Here is a 17,651-nt window from a genome sequence, read left to right on the forward strand (position 1 = left end):
ACCGGCTGGCGGCACCGGGCGGCGATCATCGCGAGCCTCCCGCAAGGTCCGAAGGCAGCAGGCCTTGCCACGCCGTGAGCCAATCGAATTGCGGCGGCGGGCGGTCCCAGGGCCGATCGACGCGCGACAATGCCGACACGGCGCGGCCGGCCCGCTCCGTACGCCGCGCGGCGTCGCTCCACGCCCTGGGAGCGCCGGCGATGCGCGCCTGGACATCGCCATCGTCCCGGGCGTGGCCGGCATTCACCAGGATCGCGAACCGGCTGGACAGCGGGGCCCTGGTTCCCCACCCGCCCAGCCTGGCAGCCGGCGCGACGTCGGGTTGCACCGACGCCCGCCCGGCCACCAGCCCCGGATACGCCGGCAACAACTCCCCTCTGATCATGCGCGCCGGCTCGGCATTCCCCCCGGGCTGCGCCCGGTCTGGCAGCAGCCCGGCCGCCTGCCGGAGGTCCATGGAAAATCGTCCGGCCCGATCGGGCAGCAATGCAGATCCATCATGGTTGAGCCAGCGATGGCGATCAGGATGAAAGAAGTAGGCCTGTGCGCGCTCGCGTATTTCCCGCGGCGCCTCCTGCGCGACGATGAAGGCAAGATGGCGTCCGGCGAACTCGGTCTGTAGCGCGAGATCCTGCAGCCGCCCCAGTGCCGAGCCCAACACCCACAATGTTCCGAGCACGCCCAGCGCGAGCAGGGCCTCGGCCATGGCCTGGCCACACTGGCGCTCCATGGGCCCGTTCATCGCGTCGCCCCCTGCCTGCGCCATGCCTGCTCGCGCTCCGCCGCCGCGACGGGACTCAGGCCGGCCTGCCAGTACGGCATGAACAGACTGGGTCGCTCCGAGCCCCCGTCGGCACGCCCGACGGGTCGTCGATAGTAGGTCGACGCGGCGCTGACCGCGGCCAGTCCGCCCGCCCCCAGCCCCGCTCCGGACGCCAGGCGGCCCGCTCCGCCTCGTGGCCCGGCGGCGTCCGTCGTCCTCATGGCCGCCGCATCGCGGGTGGCCCTTGCGGCAAAGCGAAGAATCGGTTCTCCGGCCTGCTTGCCGGCTAATCCGGCGAACGACGGCAGTCCTCGGCCCTGCCACAGCACGCCTTGCGACAACGCGAACGAATTGGCGAGCGGATTGGCCGCCCCATCCAGCAGGTTCCAATCGGTATGCCCGCTCACCCAGCGCCAGAAATCCTGGTCGGAGAAATCCTCGGGAGGTTCATCGACATGGGGCAGATCGTCGTCCGCCAACGAAGCATCGCTCTTGGCGCTGCCCCAGCCCATGGGGTATTCACGGTAGTAGCAGCCTATCCAGCGATTGGACCGCAGCGCATGGAAGGACAGCGTGTCGACCGACCGCCAGGCATCCAGCCCCATCAGCGAGGTCGCGCCCCGGCGCCGCAGCTCGTGCCGCAGCCAGGGGCATCGCCACTCCGTTGGCAACAAACTGCGACGGTCGTGATCGCGCGGCGACAGAAAGCCGTAGTGCGCGTTGGCCTCTTCCACCATGCCCCTGAGCCGGTTCCGCGCCGCGCCGCCATGCCGGACCAGGAAACCCGGCAGCGTATCGGCCAGCAGGGATGCGTCCAGATGCGTGGCGCCATCGTCATAGTGGGCGGCCAGCACGGCGCGCATGGTCCGCATGCGGGTGTCGGCCAACGATTGCTGGACGGCCGCCTGCGCCCGCACCAGGACATCGTGCACGACGCGATCGTGTTCGGCGAAGGCGCGGGCCAGCGCGCCGTCTCCCCAGTCGGCGGCGCTGCCTGCTCCGGCGGCGCCCGCGGCGCTCCGGTAGGCCCGGCCATGCGCGGCGCCGAACAGGCCGCCGATCAGGCTGGCGGGCGGATTGGAAGACGCCAGCCGGCGCGCCTGCGTATCGCCGAATCTGGCCCACGAGGCCAGCGTGATGGCATGCGCCATGCCCACCTGGTGGGCCACCAGCGCGCGATTGGCATAGGCAAGGAAATTCAGGCTCCGGGCCTGTGCCAGCGCGCCGCTATAGGCCGCCGCATCCAGCGCGCGCGTCAACCGGACCTTCTCGCGCAGCAGCTGCCCGCCGTTGAAGAGCTGCACCAACCCGGCGGCCGCCGCGGCGAGCAGCGCCACCGCCAGCACCAACGCCTGTCCGGCCTGAGAGCGATCCACGGCGCGCATCTAGTTCGCGCCCGCCTGCGCGGCGTTGCCGGTGAAGGACTTGAGCGAACGGGCGGAGGTCTGGGACCGGGCACCCTTGGCCGCGGTCTGCGCCGCCCGCGATTCGGTCGAGCCGTCCTCGCCCGCGAGTTCGCGGGCCATCGCGGCCGTCTGGGAACGGACCACCTGCCCGAACAGTTGGTAGACGGCGATCGCGGCCACGGCCACGAGCGCGACGATGATGACGTACTCCACCATGGACTGGCCGCGCTGCCGACGCCGCCGGGCGGAGAAAACAGGAAGAGACATGGGCGGGACTCCACCCCCGCGCGCCGGGCGCCGTGCCCAACCGTCCGCGGAGGTGCCGCCAGTTTCCGGGGACCGCCCCGCACCGGCAATGCGAGGATCCCGCGACGGACAGGAAGGTCATCCCCATCCGCCAGCGGCCGGTCCCGCTACAGATTGAGCTTGGAGATCTTGGTGCCTTCCACCGTCAGGCCGGCCATCAGGCCGGCGTTGGTCAGCGCGAAGGCCACGACCGGAGCCCGGGCGGTATTGGTGTCGACCGCGGCGTTGACACCCGCCTTGACCACCGCCACCGATCCGTCCACGCCGGCGGTCCAGCCGTTGCTGGACTTGAAGCGGTCGAGTTCGGCCTGGTTCATGAACATGAACACCAGCGCCTTGGACTGCGCCCCGGCCTGGAAGCCGAACGAGCCGCTGGCGGTGCTGTAGTAGCCGGTGGTGCGTCCGCCTTCGCGCAGCGCGCCTTCACCGTACTCGCCGCCGACGATGAAGCCGGCATTGATCACGCTGGGGAAGACCAGGATGCCGCGCGCCTTGTTGCCCAGTTCGCGGGAACCGTCGACCGTGGAATACAGGCGGTTCAGCGTTTCGTTGACCCCGGAATCGATCCGGCTGCGCTTGGCGGCGGGCGAGCTGTCGCCGCCCTTGTTGGGGTCGGTCGTGGTGCAACCCGCGGCGACCAGCAGGCCGGCGGTAGCGGTGGCGTAGAGGAACTGACGACGTTTCATGCTCTCTCTCCTTGAGTGAGCTTGCCCGCAAGCAGCTTCCGGAGGAAGGGTCGAGGCCCGCCGCGGCAAGCACAGCCATTCTGCCGGATATACGTCAAAACGGCGAATGCAAACGTAACCCGGCTGTTGCATCCGGCCGTCGCCCCGCATGCGCGCCGCGAAAAGCACGGAAAGCCGCCAAGTGTGCGAAGATCGGGGCGTATCGACCAAAACAGGACGTCCGCCTCCAAGCGAGCCCGCCCATGTCCGGATTCGACATTCAAGACCTGGAGTTCCCCGCCTTCGACGGCCAGGCCCTGCCGGGGCGGCTGTACCGGCCCCGCTGCGATGCCGCCGTCCCCCTGCTGGTCGACGTGCACGGAGGCGCCTGGATCCGGGGCAACCGGCTGAACAATGCCTCCATGCACGAGGCGCTGGCGGACGAGGGCATTGCCACGTTCGCACTGGATTTCCGCATGCCGCCGCAGGCCGAAGCGGCCACCACCTTCGCCGACGTCCACGCCGGCCTGGCCTGGGCCCGCCGGCACGCGAACCGGCTGGGCAGCCGTCCCGAATGGGTGGGCGGCCTGGGTACGTCCAGCGGCGGCCACCTGCTGATGCTGAACGCCTTGCTGGGGGGCGCCCCCGGCGCGGCGGCGGATCCGGCGCCGCTGGTCCGCTTTGCGGTGGCCTGCTGGCCGATCCTGGATCCGCTGGCACGCTACCGGATGGCCCGCGAACGCCGGCTCGCGCCATTGCTGGACGCGCACCACGCCTTCTGGCAGGACGAGGCCGCCATGGAACGGGACAACCCCCAGTTGATCGTGGAACGCGGGGAAGCCCGCCACCTGCCGCCCGTGCTGCTGATACAGGGCACGGACGATGCCAACGTCGACCACTTCCGCGCCGATGCCTTCGGCGAGCAATACCGGCGGGCCGGCGGCGCGATCGACGTGCTGAAGTACGACGACGAGGCCCATATGTTCATCACCGTCGAACCGGGCTCGCCCGCCTCGCTGCACGCGATGGACCGCATCCGGCAGTTCGTGCGCAACCAGTGCCGCGCCGCCGGCTGAGCGCCGCGGCAAGAATGCAAACCATCCTCAAAACGTACAAAATGTTGCGATTCCCGGTCATATGGAAGGGCTAACATCAGCCTGCTAAAGCGTCGCGAATACGTAACGGCGCTTTTGCCCAGTCCACTCCAGGAGGTCAACATGAAAACCAACACCCTCTCCAAAATTGCCCTGGTCGCGGCGCTTGGCGTCTTCGTCGCCGGTTGCGCCAACCAGCAGCAGACCAACACGGCCATCGGCGCCGGCGGCGGAGCCGCCCTGGGAGCCGGGCTGGGCGCTCTGCTGGGCAACTCCAAGGGCGCGGCCATCGGCGCCGGCCTGGGGGCCGTGGCGGGCGGGCTGGTCGGCTATAACTGGAAAACCGTCAAGCAGGACGTCGAGAAGTCCGGCTCCAAGGACCTGGGCATCGACATGACCGAACAGAACGATGGTTCGCTGAAGGTCAACGTGCCCAGCAGCGTCTCGTTCGACACCGGCAGCTACGCGCTCAAGCCGGCGCTGCTGCCCGTGCTGGACAGCGTCGCCAAGACACTGAACGAGCATCCCGAACTGCGCGCCAAGGCCGTCGGCCATACCGACAACACCGGCCAGATGTCGCTCAACCAGACCCTGTCGCAGAACCGCGCGCAGGCGGTGGTCAACTACCTGACCAGCAAGGGCGTCTCGCCCGCGCGCCTGACCACCGAAGGCCGCGGCCCCAACGACCCGATCGCCAGCAACGATACGGTGGAAGGCCGCGCCGCCAACCGCCGCACCGAGATCTACCTGTACGCCACCAAGAACTGACCGGCGACTTCGCCGCCCTCCGATGGGGGGCGGCGGCGTTCTTGGGTAAAGTAATGGCTTGCGCCCGGCCGCGGCCGGGCTCCAGGAACGTTCATCGTCATGTCCAGCACCTCCGCACTCCTGTCCCCCTCGCCCACGCTCGTCATCCGCGACGCCTGCGACGCCGACCTGGTCGCCATCCAGGCCATCTACGCCTTCCATGTCCTGAACGGCATCGCCAGCTTCGAGGAAGTTCCGCCCACCGTGGAAGACATGCGCGCCCGCCGCGCCGCCGTGCTCGAGCTTGGCCTGCCCTATCTGGTGGCCGAGCAGGACGGCACGATCGTCGGCTACAGCTATGCCGGCAGCTACCGCGCGCGGCCGGCCTACCGCCACACCATAGAAAACTCCGTCTACGTCGCCGACGGCACGGGCGGGCGCGGAATCGGCGTGGCCTTGATGCGGGCCCTGATCGCGCGCTGCCAGGAAGGGCCTTGGCGCCAGATGGTGGCCGTCATCGGCGACAGCGGCAACGCGGCCTCCATCGCTCTGCACCGCAAGGTCGGGTTCGAACACGCCGGCGTGCTGCGCAGCGTGGGCTTCAAGCACGGCCGCTGGGTCGATACCGTCATGATGCAGTTGCCGCTGGGCCAGGGTGACCGCAGCCTTCCCGGCGGTCCATGACACCATGGGCGACATGCGCGTGGGCATCTCCGGCTGGCGCTACCCTCCCTGGCGAGGGGTGTTCTATCCGGACGACCTGCCGCAGCGGCTGGAACTGGCCTACGCGTCGCGCGAATTCTCGACCATAGAACTGAACGGTTCGTTCTATTCGCTGCAGACGCCCGAGCGCTACGCCCGCTGGCATGCCGACACGCCCAAGGGCTTCCTTTTCAGCGTGAAGGGACCGCGCTACATGACCCACATCCTGCGGCTTCGCGAAATCGATCGGCCGCTGGCCAACTTCCTGGCGTCGGGGCTTTTCGAACTCAAGGACAAGCTGGGCCCCATCCTGTGGCAGTTCCCGCCCAGCCTGCGGTTCGACCCGGCGTTGTTCGAAACCTTCTTCAAGGCCCTGCCGCACGATACCGATCACGCCCGCGCGCTGGCGGCCCGCCACGAGACGCGCATGCAGGGCCGCGCCAGCCTGGCTGCCCAGCCCGGCCTGCCCTTGCGTCACGCGATCGAGATCCGGCACGACAGTTTCGTCGATCCGGCGTTCACCGACATGCTGCGGCATTACGGCATGGCCCTGGTGGTGGCCGACACCGCCGGCAAATGGCCCTACTACGAAGACGTCACCGCCGATTTCGTCTACATCCGCCTGCACGGCGACCAGGAGCTGTACGTCAGCGGCTACACCGACGCGGCGCTGGATGGCTGGGCCCGGCGCATCCGGGCCTGGGCACGCGGCGGCGAACCACGCGACGCCCGCCGCATGGGCGGCAAGGCGCCGCGCCGCGCCGCCGGGCGCCATGTGTTCTGCTACTTCGACAATGACGCGAAGGTGGAAGCGCCTCGCAATGCCAAGACGCTGATGAGCAACCTGGGGCTGCCCATGCGGGCGTCCTAGGTTTTCCGCGAGACGCCGACGTGAACATCGACAGCAGACGCAACCGCAGCGACCAGTTGCGCATCAAGCACCTGCGCCTGCTGGAGCTGGTGGCCGAGCACCATTCGCTGGCCGCGGTAGCGCAGGCCCTGCACCTGAGCCAGCCCACCGTGACCAGCATGGTGCAGACGCTGGAGGAGGTCTTCGGCACGACGCTGATCGAACGCAACGCACGCGGGGGCAGCCTGACCGACGCCGGCAATCTCGCGCTGAAGCAGTTGCGCATCGCGCTGGCATCGTTCGACACGGCGCTGGAAAGCGTGGTGCGGGGCAGCACGCCGCTGGTGCGCGTCGGCGTCCTGCCGCTGCTCGACGCCTGGCTGCTGCCGCAGGCCATGGCCCGGATGGAATCCACCGGCACCCTGCCCCGCATCGCCATCACGCATGGCGGCATCAACGTGCTGTACGGCGGCCTGGACCGGAGCGAGATCGATTGCGCGATCTGCCACCTGGACGAGTTGCCCGTGCAGGGCGGCCACCTGACCGACCTGCACATCGAACCGCTGCACGAGGAAAGCCGGCTGTTCGCCTGCGCGACGGACCATCCGCTCGCGCGGCATGCCTCGCTGCGGCTGAGCGATCTCGCCGACCAGGAATGGATCGTCCCGCCCAAGGCGTCCCAGGCCCGACGGGTGCTCGAGCGCGTGTTCCTGGGCGCCGGCCTGGTCCCGCCGGAACCTCGCATCGAGTCCTTCCCGTATCACACGAACCTGGAGGTCGTGGCGGCCACCCGCATGCTGACCTTCGCGCCGTCGTCGCCGGTCCGCCACTATGCCGGGATGGGCCGCGTGCACATACTGCCCGTCGCCGACGACATCCCGGTCAGCCGGCTGGCGTTCCTGGCGCGCCAACCCGTGATGCAGCTACCCGGGGTCGAACCGCTGCGGCAGGCCGTGGTCTGGGCGGCCCGGCAGATGGCCGCCGCGCGGGCGGCCTGACCCGGCTCAGGCCCAGGCGCGAAAGCCCAGCCCCGGCACCACCGCGCTGTCCTCGCCATCCTTGAGCACCACCGGCTCCAGCGCACCGCTGGCGACGGCGTCGGCCGCGAACTCCGCCACCGACCGGACCTTGGACGCCGGCACGCCGGCCTGGGCCAGCCGCTGTTCGAGCTGCGCCGCCTCCCATTCTTCTATCCGCTCCCGCAGCCGCGCCTTGAGCAACACGGGGTCCTTCGCCCTCAGGAAAGACACCTGCTCGCCCGGCCCGGACGACACGTCGAACAAGGCCGGATCGGTGGCCAGCTCTTGCAGCCCCAGCACCTCCAGCAGGCGGGCGAACTGCGCGGGCGTATTGGCCCCCAGCGCGATCCAGCCGTCGCGCGTGCGGAAGAAGTCGGCGGCGGGGCTGCCCGAATAGCCCTGGTTGCCGACACGGCGGGGCGACACGCCCTTGGTCAGGGCCTCGACGGCATAGCTGTACATCAGTTGCATGGACGCCGCCGCCATGGACACATCGAGCAGGATGCTGCGGCCGTCGCGGTTGCGCTGGTGCAGGGCGCTCACGATGGCCAGCGCACCCAGCATGCCCGTGGCCGCGTCGACCACCGGGAAACCGGTCTTGATCGGGTCGTCGCCTTCCATGCCTCCCATCATCGCCATGCCGGTCATCGCCTGCACGACGTGGTCGTAGGCCGGCCGGTCGGCCCAGGGCCCGGTCCGGCCGAACCCGGAGATCGAGCAATAGACGACGCGCGGGTTGACCGCCCGGATCGCTTCGTAGCCCAATCCGTGCCGCTCCAGCGATCCGGGGCGGAAGTTGTCCACGAACACGTCGGTCTCGCACGCCATCTCCAGGACCTGGGCGCGTCCTTGCTCGGTGCGGAAATCCAGCGATACACAGCGCTTGCCGCCATTGAGCGACAGGAAGGCCGACGGCCCCCGCTCGGACCGGCGCAGCACGTCGCCGCCGGCGGGTTTCTCGATCTTGACGACGTCGGCGCCCATCCGGGCAAGGTAGAAGGTCGCCAGGGGGCCGGCGATGACGTGCGAGAAATCCAGCACGCGCACGCCCGCCAGCGGCAGGAAATCTTGGTTCATAGAATGGCCATGCGCCTAGAATTGAACGATCTTGGAAGCGCGCACGATGCGCGAGAACTTGGCGGTTTCCTTCGCCAGGAAGTCGGCGAAATCGTCCGCGGTCGGCGACAGCTCCACCGGCGATCCGTTCTTGTCGAAGAACGCGTTCAGGTCGCCGCGCTTGAAGGTCTCGTGGATCGCGCGGTTCAACCTGGCCACGATGTCCGCGGGCATGCCCGCCGGCCCCCAGACGCCGTTCCACGACTCGATCACCGTGTCGTCGTTGCCCAGCGCCTCCTTCAGCGTCGGCACCTCGGGAAGAATGGGCAGCCGCCTGGCCGAGGTCACGCCCAGCACCCGCACGGCGCCCGATTCGACCTGCGGCAGCGCCGCCGTCACGACCGGAAAGCAGAACTGCGTCTGGCCGCCCAGCAGCGAAGGCACGAGATCCACCGAGCCGCGATAAGGCACGTGGACCACGTCGATGCCGGTGGCCGTGGCCAGCGCGGCGCCCGCCAGGTGCGAGCCCGTGCCCACGCCGCCCGAGGCGAAGTTCAGCTTGCCCGGGGACTGGCGGGCGGCCGCCAGGATGTCCTGGATCGATCGATAGGGCGACGTCCCCGCCACCGCCAGCACGAAGGGATTCATGTTGATCAGCGACACGGGCGCCAGGTTCTTCAGCACGTCCACGCCCACGGCGGGATTGATCAGCTTGTTGGTGATCATGGGCGAGCCGCCGAACAGCAGCGTGTAGCCGTCCGCCTTGGCCTGCGAGACCGACACCGCGCCCAGCGTGCCGCCCGCGCCCACCTTGTTCTCGACGAACACGCTCTGCCCCACCTGGCTGCCCAGCGCCTCGGCGAATTTCCGCGCCAGCAGGTCGACGCCGCCGCCGGCGGCATAGGGCACCACGAGGCGGATCGGGCGGTCGGGGTAGGTATCGGCCGGGGCGGCCTGGCTTGCTGCCGGCACGAGGCAGCAAGCCAGTGCCGCGGCAAGAATGCGTGCGCGCATGGCGGGTCTCCTGTCATGGGTATGGGCATGAATGCCGAGTGACCGCGATTGTGGCCGCGCCCGCCCCCCGCAACAATTCGAAAATCGGGAATCCGCCTTCGGCTTTTTCTATGGGCCGCGGCGCGCGGCGCTCAGCGCCGCGGAAAGGGCTTGCTCAGGAAGCGCGACCCGGCCATCCCGAAGCGCCACGGCACGTCCAGCGCCTTCGAGATACCGATGCGCGGACCGGTGGCGATGTCCGGCTCGCCCTCGCGCGCCACCAGTTCGAAGGGCGGGCGATCGAGCCGCATGCCGTCGAAGCTGCGATCGATGCCCAGGGCCTGGCCCACGCGCCCCGGTCCCGAGCACAGCAGCCGCGGATCGTCCACCCCGCGTCTTGCGCGCATGATGTCCAGGCCATGGGTCGGCTCCAGCGCGCGGATCAGCACCCCGGCGCCGTGGCCGGATTCGCGGCAGACCAGGTTCAGGCACCAGTGGATGCCGTAAGACCGGTAGACGTAGGCCCTGCCGGGTTCGCCGAACATCGAGGCATTGCGCGGCGTGGGCCCCGAGAAGCTGTGCGAGGCGGGGTCCTCCCTGTCGTAGGCCTCGGCCTCCACGATGCGTCCCCCCACGCCGTCCACCAGCAGGGTCACGCCGATCAGCAGCGGACCGACTTCGGCCGACGGAGCATGGAAATCGATATGGGCAAGGTGAGGCATGGGGACATCCGTTCTCGCAGCGAGAACAGAGTGTATCCGCTGGGACGATTGCCGCCCGCCGCCGATCTCCCGATACTTTTGCCAACACCCGCGCGGCCCGGCACGAAGCGGGTCCACCTCCCCTTCCCGAAAGGATACGCACTCATGGATAGACGCCAGGCCCTACTGACGATGGCCGGCGCGGCGGGCTGCGCGCTGCTGCCCGCGGTGCCCGCCCACGCCCAGTCCTACCCCGCCCGCCCGGTGCGTTGGCTGGTGCCCTACCCGCCTGGCGGCACCATGGACCAGGTCGTGCGCGCCGTCGCGCAGGGCATGCAGGGCCGGTTCGGCCAACCCCTGATCATCGAGAACAAGCCGGGGGCGGGCACGGTCATCGCCGTCGACCAGGTGGCGAAATCCGCTGCCGACGGCTACACCCTGGTCACGGTGGCCAACAGCTTCACCATCAACCCCTCGCTCTACGCCAAGCTGCCCTACGACACCGAACACGGCTTCGCGCCGGTCGCCCTGCTGGGCGCCACCGCGAACATCCTGGTGGGCCGGCCCGGACTCGAGCCCAAGACCCTGCCGCAATTGGTCGCCTACGCCAGGCAACATCCGGGCAAATTGTCCTATGCCTCGTTCGGCACGGGCACCTCCGCCCACCTGGCGGGCGAGATGCTCAAGCAGATGGCCGGCGTGGACATCCTGCACGTGCCCTACAAGGGCGGCGTGCCGGCCTTGACCGACATCCTGGGCGGACAGGTGGACCTGATGTTCAACAACCTGCCCGACATGCTGCCCTACCTGGCCAACGGCAAGCTGCGCGGCTACGGCGTCACGTCCAAGGCCCGCTCCGCGCTGGCCCCCGACCTGCCCACCATCGCCGAACAGGGCTACCCGGATTTCGAGACCAACTCCTGGTACGGCGTGCTGGCCCCGGCCGGCACGCCGGCCGCGGTGGTCGCCTACCTGAACCAGGCGATCAACGCCTCGCTGGAAGCGGCCGCCACGCGGGCCACGCTGGGCGGCATGGGCTTCAACGTCGCCCCCGGGGCCCCGTCGCAACTGGGCGCACTGATCGCGAAGGACCTCAAGCTGAACGCGAAGCTGGTGCGCGACGCCAACATCAGGCTCGACTAGGGCCTGTTCCTACAGCAGCCGGTTCCGTGCCGAGAAGTCGATGGCCTGGCGGGCGATGGCCAGCATGCCGGGCACCACCGGCCGCGTATCGTCCCGCCGCCAGCGGAACGAATAAGGCAAAGGCCCCAGCGCGGGCGAGCTCTTGAGCACCCGTATGCGGCCGCGCCTGGCCAGCTCGGCGGCCCAGGCGGCGGGCAGCATCCCCACGCCCACCCCTTCGCTGACCAGGCCGGCGATAGCCCCCCAGTTGTTGCAGATCAGGCGCTGGCGGACATCCAGTCCGCTGTCGTTCAACCAGTCGTCCAGCAGCCTCGTGGTGCCGGCGCCCAGCGCCAGCGTGATCAGGGGATGGGCGTCCAGCAGGCGATCGCTCATCGCGCTTGCCGCGGGCTCGGTATCCGAGGCGATCACCCACGAGAAACGGGCCTCTCCTATGCGTTCAGAACAGATGTCCGGGCGGGGCGAGCGGCCGGCGATCACGGCGCAGTCGAGCTGGCCGCTTTCCAGTCCGTGCTCCAGGGCCGCGCCCACCTCCACCATGGGCTCGACCACGAGGTCGGGATGCTCGCGCCGCGCCAGCTTCAGCAGCCGGGGCAGCCAGGTCAGCGCCGTCAGCTCGCCCACGCCTATGCGGCACCGGCCGGTCAAGCCGGTATCCACCGCCACGCAGCGCCGCACGGCTTCGGCTTCCTGCAACAGGTTCCATGCCCGGGGAACCAGTCTGCGCCCCGCCTCGCTCAGCTCCGCCCTGTGGCCGGAACGGTCGAACAGGCCCACGCCCAGCGACTGTTCGAGTTCGTTGATGCGCTTGGACAGCGAGGAGATGGACAGGTGCAGGCGCTCCGCCGCGATGGCGAAGCTGGCGCAGGTAGCCGCCCAGTAGAAGGCCTCGAGTTGCTTGAGCGTCATGGCGTGGCGGGCGGATCTATTTTCCAAAAAGCGAAATAGCTTATTGGGATTTTATCGCTTTCTTCATACAAGCAGGGTCCGTAGAGTGGCGTTCGACTGGAACTACCGCACGCCGCGATCCCGATGAGCGCCAACGCCGACCCCACGCCTACGTCCCTGCCTTTGGGCACAGCTCCGGCCCAGCCGTCCTCCCGGCCGGCCGGGCTGGACGAGCCGCGCATCCTGCGCGAGGCCCTGTGCCTGGACGACTTCGAGGATCTGGCCCGGCGGCGCCTGCCTCGTCCCATCTTCGGCTACGTCGCCGGCGCCGCCGAGCGCAACAGTTCGCTGCGCGACAACGCCTCGGCCTTCGCCGAATACGGCTTCGTTCCCCGCACCCTGGTCGACGTGTCCCGGCGCAGCCAGTCGATCACGCTGTTCGGCACGCGCTACGCGCGCCCCTTCGGCATCGCCCCCATGGGCATCAACGCGCTGTCCGCCTACCGGGGCGACATCGTGCTGGCCGCCGGCGCGGCCGAGGCGGACATGCCGTCGATCATGAGCGGCAGTTCGCTGATCCCGCTCGAAGACGTCGCCCGGCATGCGCCCGGCACCTGGTTCCAGGCCTACCTGCCCGGCGATGCCGCGCGCATCGATCCACTGATCGACCGCGTGGCGCAGGCCGGCTACCGCACCCTGGTGCTGACCGTGGACATCCCCGTCATGGCTAATCGCGAGAACAACCTGCGCACGGGTTTCTCCACGCCGCTGCGCCCCAGCCTGAGGCTGGCCTGGGACGGCGTGAGTCATCCGCGCTGGCTGTGCGGCACCTTCCTGCGCACGCTGGCCCGCCACGGCATGCCGCATTTCGAGAACTCGTTCGCCACGCGCGGCGCTCCCATCCTGTCCGCCCGCGTCATGCGCGACTTCACCGCGCGCGACCACCTGAACTGGGAACACGTGGCGCGCATCCGCCGGCGCTGGCAGGAGCACCTGGTGCTCAAGGGCATCCTGCATCCCGCCGATGCCGCGCGCGCCCGCGAACTGGGCGTGGACGGCGTCATCGTGTCCAACCATGGCGGCCGGCAACTGGACGGCGCGGTGTCGCCGCTGCGCGTCCTGCCCGCCATCGTCGAGGCGGCGGGCGGCCTGGCGGTCATGATGGACGGCGGCGTGCGCCGCGGCACCGACGTGCTCAAGGCGCTGGCGCTGGGTGCCCGCTGCGTGTTCGTCGGCCGCCCCTTCAACTACGCGATGGCGGTGGCGGGCGCTGCGGGCGTTCGCCATGCCGTCCGGCTGCTGGGCGACGAAGTGGACCGCGGCATGGCCATGCTGGGCGTCAACACGCTGGACGAACTGGATGCCGGCTTCCTCGCACCCGTGGGCGCGGGCCGCCGCGCCGCCTGAAGGACAACGACCACCTTTTCGCGGCGGGCCCCGCGCCCGCCGCCTCCTCCACCCCTGGATCCATCGAACACGGAGATCTCCGCCATGACCAAGACCGTCATCTACAGCCCCAACGTCACCCGCACCAAGGCGCCCCACGCCCACGCCGTGCGCACCGGCAACCTCGTCTTCGTGTCGGGCTGCCCCGCCTACTTCGGCGAAATGCAGCTGGCCAAGGGCGACTTTCCGGCGCAGATGCGGCAATGCCTGACCAACCTGAAGAACATCCTGGAAGAAGCCGGCTCCAGCCTGGAAAAGGTGGTGAAGGTCAACATCTTCCTGGACCGCCGTGCCGACTTCGACGAGATGAACGAGATCTACCGCGAGTTCTTCGGCAACGACCCCATGCAATGGCCCGCCCGCACCACCGTCGAGGCCCGTCTGCCGCGCAAGGACTTCCTGCTCGAGATCGAATGCGTGGCTGAAGTCTGATCACCTTCCCGGCCGCCACCTCCCCGCCATCGCAAGGACCATCCCATGCCCGCACCCACCCTAGACGTCCATGCCGGAGGCCAGGAATACCTCCTGCCTCCCGATTTCCTCTGGCCCGGCGGCAAGCGCATCGCCGTGTTCTTCCGCGTCGCCTGCGAAGGGTGGTCGGACGGCGCCTGGCCCTCGCTGGGGCCGATGGGCAATCCGCTCAAGCCCGGCGTGCCGGACCTGAACGCGCTGGGGTGGGTGGAATACGGCATGCGCCGCGGCATCCATCGCATCCTGGACATCCTGGAACAGCATGACATCCGCAGCACGATGATCATCTGCGGCGTGCTGGCCGAGCGCTATCCCGACGTGGTGCGCCGCATCGCGGATGCGGGGCATGAGATCGTCGCCCATTCGTACGGCATGGACGTGATCCCCGCCTACCTGGACGAGGAACAGGAACGCGCCAACCTGGCGCGCACCACGGCGCTGTTCGAACAGGCCACCGGCCGCCGGCCGCAGGGCTGGATCAGCCCGCGCGCCACGCCCAGCCCGCGCACCGCCCGCCTGCTGGCCGAGGCCGGCTACCAATGGCACGGCGACACCATGAACGACGACCTGCCCTACCTGGTCCGCTTCGGCGACCGCGAGATCGCCGCGTTCCCAGGCGGCATGGAGTTGAACGACACGCCCATGTACATCCGCTACGGCAATTCGCCGCGGATGATGGTCGAGATGTTCGATGACTGGCTGGACTACGTACGCACCCGCGAGAAAGGCGCCGTGCGCATCGACCCGTCCATCCACGCCCACGTGTTCGGCCGCATCACCGGCATCCATGTGTTCGAACAACTGATCGAAAAGGCCAAGGCCGCGGACGACATCTGGATAGGCACGCGCCAGGAAGCCATCGCCCACGTGCGCGCCGCCATCCGGCGCTGATTCCCTTCCCACCCGGAGGTTTCCATGAGCACCCGCCACACCCGCATCCGGCGCGCCCTGCTGGCCGCCACGCTGTCGACGCTGGCCTGCGCCGGCACGCCCGCCCTGGCGCAGGCGCCCTTTCCCGACCGGCCGCTGAAGCTGGTGATCGGCTTCGCGCCCGGCGGCTCGACCGACGTCGTGGGCCGGATGATCGCGCAGAAGATGTCCGCCGAGCTCGGCAAGCCGGTGGTCGTCATCAATCGTCCCGGCGCCTCCGGCGCCATCGGCACCGCCGAAGTGGCGCGCGCCGAACCCGACGGCTATACGGTGCTGGTGAACATCGTGACCACGGCGGTCATCAACCCGCTGACGCAGAAGAACCTGCAATACGATCCCATCAAGGACCTGCAACCGGTCGCCATGGTGGGCAAGCTGCCCAACGTGATCATCCTGAACAAGAACGTGCCCGCGCGCAATCTGCAGGAATTCATCGCCTGGGCCAAGGCCAATCCCGGCAAGGTGACCTTCGGCACGGGCGGCGCCGGCGGCGTGCAGCACCTGTCGGGCGAACTGCTGGCCAAGATGGCCGGCATCCAGATGACGCACGTGCCCTACAAGGGCGCTGCGCCGGCCATCCAGGACCTGCTGGCCGGCAACATCACCGCCGTGTTCGACAACGTGACCGGTCCGATCAGCCTGATCAAGGCGGGACAGGTCACGGCACTGGGGGTGACCACGGAAGAGCGTATCGCCGTGCTGCCCGACGTGCCGACCATCGCCGAGTCCGGCCTGCCCGCGTTCAAGAACTCGAGCTGGATCTCCATCTTCACCCGTGCCGGCGTCCCGCCCGCCGTGCTGGCCCGCCTGGAGTCGGCCGTGCTGGCCGCCGCCCGGGATCCGGAAACGGTGGCCAAGCTCAAGGAGCTCGGTGCCGTCCCCTCGCCCATGAACACCGCCGAACTCGACCGGTTCTGGCGTTCCGAATTCACCTATTGGCGCGACGCCATCAAGGCCGCCAACATCTCTCTCGAATGACAAGGAAGCAAGCACCATGTCCGCGATCGAAAACCGCCTGAAGGAACTGGGCATCACGCTGCCCGACGCCCCGGTCATCAAGGCCAACCCGGCCCTGGTCCCCGGCGTGGCCGCCGGCGGCCTGTTCTTCTGCCAGGGCACCCTGGGCCACACCAACGGCGACTTTCCCTACCTGGGCAAGGTCGGCGACAAGGTCACGGTGGAAGAGGCCTACCAGTCGGCCCGACTGTGCGCGATCAACCACCTGGCCCAGGCCAAGGCGGTGCTCAAGGACCTCGATCGCATCGTGCGGGTCGTGCAACTGGTGGTGTACGTGAACGGTGCGCCGGGCTTCGAGCGCGCACCCTATGTGTCCAACGGCGCGTCCGACCTGTTCGTCGAGGTGTTCGGCCCGGAACGCGCCGCCATGGCCCGCGCCAGCCTGAGCGTGCCGGACCTGATCTACACCGCGCCGGTCGAGACCTTGTGCACCTTCGAAATCACGCCGGCTTGACCGCCTCCACGCGACAGGATCCCTCATGAAATCCTCCCTACGCATCGCGGCCGCCGTTGGCCTGATGACGGCCGCGGCCTGCGCCGGCGCCCAGGACTACCCGGCCAAGCCCATCCGCCTGATCAGCGCGTGGACGCCCGGCGGCGCCAACGACATCCTGGCCCGCGCGCTGGGCCAGGCCATCTCCCAGCGCTTCGGCCAGCCCGTCGTGATCGAGAACCGCCCCGGCGCCTCGGGCACGATCGGCACCGCCCACGTTGCCCAGTCGCCCGCCGACGGCTACACGATCACGCTGGGCAGCATGCCTTCGTACTCCACCGCGCCCAGCATGTTCCCCGACCTGCGCTACGACCCCATCAAGGACCTGACGCCCATCGCCTTCGTGGCCATCGTCCCCAATGTGCTCGTCGTCAACCCGTCGCTGCCGGTCAAGTCCGTGCCCGAGCTGCTGGCCTACGCCAAGGCCAATCCGGGCAAGCTGGCGTTCTCGTCCGTCGGCAACGGTTCATCGTCCCACCTGGGCGGCGAACTGTTCAAGCTGATGGGCCACGTGGACATGACGCACGTGCCGTACAAGGGCACGGCGCCGGCGCTGGTCGACCTGGTGGGCGGCCGCGTGCAGCTGGCCTTCGAGAACATGCCGGCGCTGCTGCCCCTGATCAACGGCGGCCAGTTGCGCGCGCTCGCGGTCACGTCCCGCTCGCGCTCGGCCCTGCTGCCGCAGGTCCCGACCGTGGACGAGGCGGGATTGAAAGGCTACGAAATCGGCGCCTGGTACATGATGTTCGCGCCGGCCGGCACCCCGCGCAAGATCGTCGACAAGCTGAACGAGGCGGTCAACGCCGGGCTGCAGCAGCCGGACATCCGCCAACGACTGAAGGATCTCGGCGCCGAGATCGTCGGGGGCACGCCCGAACAGGCCGCGGACTTCCTGAAACGCGACCTGGCGCGCTGGACCGACGTCATCAAGCAGGCCCACATCGTCTTCAACTAGGACCCG

Annotated in this window: 20 protein-coding genes; 12 read left to right on the plus strand and 8 right to left on the minus strand. The window is 69.1% G+C overall.

All coding sequences use genetic code 11. The features are described from left to right. Positions 1-25: 25 nt before the first annotated feature. The 4 genes from ABD104_RS22720 to ABD104_RS22735 form a co-directional block, all read right to left on the minus strand. Positions 26-706 carry a hypothetical protein gene (locus ABD104_RS22720; protein WP_343928254.1) on the minus strand — a complete coding sequence of 227 codons (681 nt, stop codon included), beginning with the start codon at positions 704-706 and terminating at the stop codon, positions 26-28. A gap of 32 nt (positions 707-738) precedes the next feature. Beyond that, positions 739-2,139 (minus strand): hypothetical protein, encoded by a 1,401-nt coding sequence (locus ABD104_RS22725; RefSeq protein WP_243724415.1) that lies wholly within the window; start codon positions 2,137-2,139, stop codon positions 739-741. A gap of 9 nt (positions 2,140-2,148) precedes the next feature. Further along, positions 2,149-2,436, minus strand: coding sequence for a hypothetical protein (locus ABD104_RS22730; protein WP_087839860.1), 288 nt, complete (start codon positions 2,434-2,436; stop codon positions 2,149-2,151). A 146-nt stretch (positions 2,437-2,582) separates the two neighbouring features. Continuing rightward, positions 2,583-3,161 (minus strand): BPSL1445 family SYLF domain-containing lipoprotein, encoded by a 579-nt coding sequence (locus tag ABD104_RS22735; RefSeq protein ID WP_087839861.1) that lies wholly within the window; start codon positions 3,159-3,161, stop codon positions 2,583-2,585. Positions 3,162-3,403: 242 nt separating this feature from the next. Here ABD104_RS22735 and ABD104_RS22740 point away from each other — a divergent pair, with 242 nt between their 5' ends. From ABD104_RS22740 to ABD104_RS22760, 5 genes are all read left to right on the plus strand, one after another. Then, positions 3,404-4,216, plus strand: coding sequence for an alpha/beta hydrolase (locus ABD104_RS22740; protein WP_087839862.1), 813 nt, complete (start codon positions 3,404-3,406; stop codon positions 4,214-4,216). A 141-nt stretch (positions 4,217-4,357) separates the two neighbouring features. Further along, on the plus strand, positions 4,358-5,002 hold the full coding sequence (locus ABD104_RS22745; protein WP_087839863.1) for a YiaD family glycine zipper/OmpA-like lipoprotein: 645 nt from the start codon (positions 4,358-4,360) through the stop codon (positions 5,000-5,002). A 99-nt stretch (positions 5,003-5,101) separates the two neighbouring features. Further along, positions 5,102-5,665, plus strand: coding sequence for a GNAT family N-acetyltransferase (locus ABD104_RS22750; RefSeq protein WP_087839864.1), 564 nt, complete (start codon positions 5,102-5,104; stop codon positions 5,663-5,665). Positions 5,666-5,669: 4 nt separating this feature from the next. Further along, positions 5,670-6,554 carry a DUF72 domain-containing protein gene (locus tag ABD104_RS22755; RefSeq protein WP_087839991.1) on the plus strand — a complete coding sequence of 295 codons (885 nt, stop codon included), beginning with the start codon at positions 5,670-5,672 and terminating at the stop codon, positions 6,552-6,554. 20 nt (positions 6,555-6,574) lie between these two features. Next, on the plus strand, positions 6,575-7,531 hold the full coding sequence (locus ABD104_RS22760; RefSeq protein ID WP_343928255.1) for a LysR family transcriptional regulator: 957 nt from the start codon (positions 6,575-6,577) through the stop codon (positions 7,529-7,531). 6 nt (positions 7,532-7,537) lie between these two features. Here the strand turns inward: ABD104_RS22760 and ABD104_RS22765 are convergent, their stop codons facing one another. The 3 genes from ABD104_RS22765 to ABD104_RS22775 form a co-directional block, all read right to left on the minus strand. Next, positions 7,538-8,629 carry a CaiB/BaiF CoA transferase family protein gene (locus ABD104_RS22765; RefSeq protein WP_343928256.1) on the minus strand — a complete coding sequence of 364 codons (1,092 nt, stop codon included), beginning with the start codon at positions 8,627-8,629 and terminating at the stop codon, positions 7,538-7,540. Between the two features lie 15 nt (positions 8,630-8,644). Then, a complete protein-coding gene (locus ABD104_RS22770; protein WP_343928257.1) occupies positions 8,645-9,622 on the minus strand; it encodes a Bug family tripartite tricarboxylate transporter substrate binding protein in 978 nt (325 codons plus the stop codon). 131 nt (positions 9,623-9,753) lie between these two features. Beyond that, positions 9,754-10,323: a DNA-3-methyladenine glycosylase gene (locus ABD104_RS22775; RefSeq protein WP_132979266.1), complete on the minus strand. Its 570-nt coding sequence runs from the start codon at positions 10,321-10,323 to the stop codon at positions 9,754-9,756. A 144-nt stretch (positions 10,324-10,467) separates the two neighbouring features. Between ABD104_RS22775 and ABD104_RS22780 the strand changes: the two genes are divergently transcribed. Further along, the gene (locus tag ABD104_RS22780) at positions 10,468-11,445 is read left to right on the plus strand and encodes a Bug family tripartite tricarboxylate transporter substrate binding protein (protein ID WP_343928258.1); all 978 of its coding nucleotides are present in this window, start codon (positions 10,468-10,470) and stop codon (positions 11,443-11,445) included. A 9-nt stretch (positions 11,446-11,454) separates the two neighbouring features. On the opposite strand, the gene ABD104_RS22785 is transcribed toward ABD104_RS22780, so the two are convergent. Further along, entirely contained in the window at positions 11,455-12,354 is a 900-nt protein-coding gene (locus ABD104_RS22785; RefSeq protein ID WP_087839870.1) for a LysR family transcriptional regulator, read from the minus strand. Between the two features lie 123 nt (positions 12,355-12,477). On the opposite strand from ABD104_RS22785, the gene ABD104_RS22790 reads away from it, so the two are divergent. The 6 genes from ABD104_RS22790 (at position 12,478) to ABD104_RS22815 (ending at position 17,645) form a co-directional block, all read left to right on the plus strand. Beyond that, the gene (locus tag ABD104_RS22790; protein ID WP_343928259.1) at positions 12,478-13,740 is read left to right on the plus strand and encodes an alpha-hydroxy acid oxidase; all 1,263 of its coding nucleotides are present in this window, start codon (positions 12,478-12,480) and stop codon (positions 13,738-13,740) included. A gap of 84 nt (positions 13,741-13,824) precedes the next feature. Further along, positions 13,825-14,211 carry a RidA family protein gene (locus ABD104_RS22795; RefSeq protein ID WP_343928260.1) on the plus strand — a complete coding sequence of 129 codons (387 nt, stop codon included), beginning with the start codon at positions 13,825-13,827 and terminating at the stop codon, positions 14,209-14,211. Positions 14,212-14,256: 45 nt separating this feature from the next. Then, on the plus strand, positions 14,257-15,141 hold the full coding sequence (locus ABD104_RS22800; RefSeq protein ID WP_087839873.1) for a polysaccharide deacetylase family protein: 885 nt from the start codon (positions 14,257-14,259) through the stop codon (positions 15,139-15,141). A gap of 24 nt (positions 15,142-15,165) precedes the next feature. Beyond that, the gene (locus ABD104_RS22805) at positions 15,166-16,158 is read left to right on the plus strand and encodes a Bug family tripartite tricarboxylate transporter substrate binding protein (protein WP_343928261.1); all 993 of its coding nucleotides are present in this window, start codon (positions 15,166-15,168) and stop codon (positions 16,156-16,158) included. Positions 16,159-16,174: 16 nt separating this feature from the next. Next, positions 16,175-16,651 carry a RidA family protein gene (locus ABD104_RS22810; protein ID WP_087839875.1) on the plus strand — a complete coding sequence of 159 codons (477 nt, stop codon included), beginning with the start codon at positions 16,175-16,177 and terminating at the stop codon, positions 16,649-16,651. A 25-nt stretch (positions 16,652-16,676) separates the two neighbouring features. Continuing rightward, positions 16,677-17,645 carry a Bug family tripartite tricarboxylate transporter substrate binding protein gene (locus tag ABD104_RS22815; RefSeq protein WP_132979263.1) on the plus strand — a complete coding sequence of 323 codons (969 nt, stop codon included), beginning with the start codon at positions 16,677-16,679 and terminating at the stop codon, positions 17,643-17,645. The last annotated feature ends 6 nt before the right edge of the window (positions 17,646-17,651 follow it).

It is taken from the genome of Pigmentiphaga daeguensis (assembly GCF_039523035.1).
Taxonomy (GTDB): domain Bacteria; phylum Pseudomonadota; class Gammaproteobacteria; order Burkholderiales; family Burkholderiaceae_B; genus Pigmentiphaga; species Pigmentiphaga daeguensis.